Source organism: Halobellus sp. Atlit-38R (assembly GCF_003665925.1).
Classification (GTDB): domain Archaea; phylum Halobacteriota; class Halobacteria; order Halobacteriales; family Haloferacaceae; genus Haloquadratum; species Haloquadratum inordinatus.
In genome coordinates, this window is record NZ_QXIJ01000193.1 from 1 (window position 1) to 530 (window position 530).

Genomic DNA, 530 nt, shown 5'->3' on the forward strand with positions numbered 1-530 from the left:
CATCGACTTCAACGAGGACGGGGACCCGGTCGGGTTCCTCCAGGTCTTGGAGGTCCAGAACTACGAGTACGAAGGCATCGACTTCGTCGAAGGCTAACTCGGACCGATGACCGTCCTCGGATACCTGGCCAACGGGCTGGTCTTCAGCAGCATCCTCGTCCTCGGCAGCATCGGGCTGTCGCTCGTGTACAGCATCGCGCACTTCGCGAACTTCGCGCACGGCGACACGATGACGATCGGCGCGTACACCGCGCTCGTGACGTTCGGCGCGATCGGCGGGCTCGGCGGCGCGGTGCTCGGACTGCCGTTCGGGTTCTTCGTCGCCTTGGTCGTCGGCATCGCCGCCGCGGCGGTCGTCGCGGTCGTCACCGAGCGGCTGATCTACGAGCCGCTGGAGATCGACTCGATCGGCCTGCTTATCACCTCCATCGGGATCGCCTTCGTCTACCGCGCGCTGATCCAGATCCGGTTCGGCTCCGACTTCACGCGGTTCGACATCCAGCCGCTGCGGCCGATCGAGTCGCTCGTCC

General features: G+C 65.7%; 1 pseudogene. It reads left to right on the forward strand.

Annotation, left to right across the window (positions count from 1 at the left end):
• Positions 1-106: 106 nt before the first annotated feature.
• Positions 107-530: pseudogene (locus D3D02_RS18890) on the forward strand (branched-chain amino acid ABC transporter permease); the annotation flags it as partial.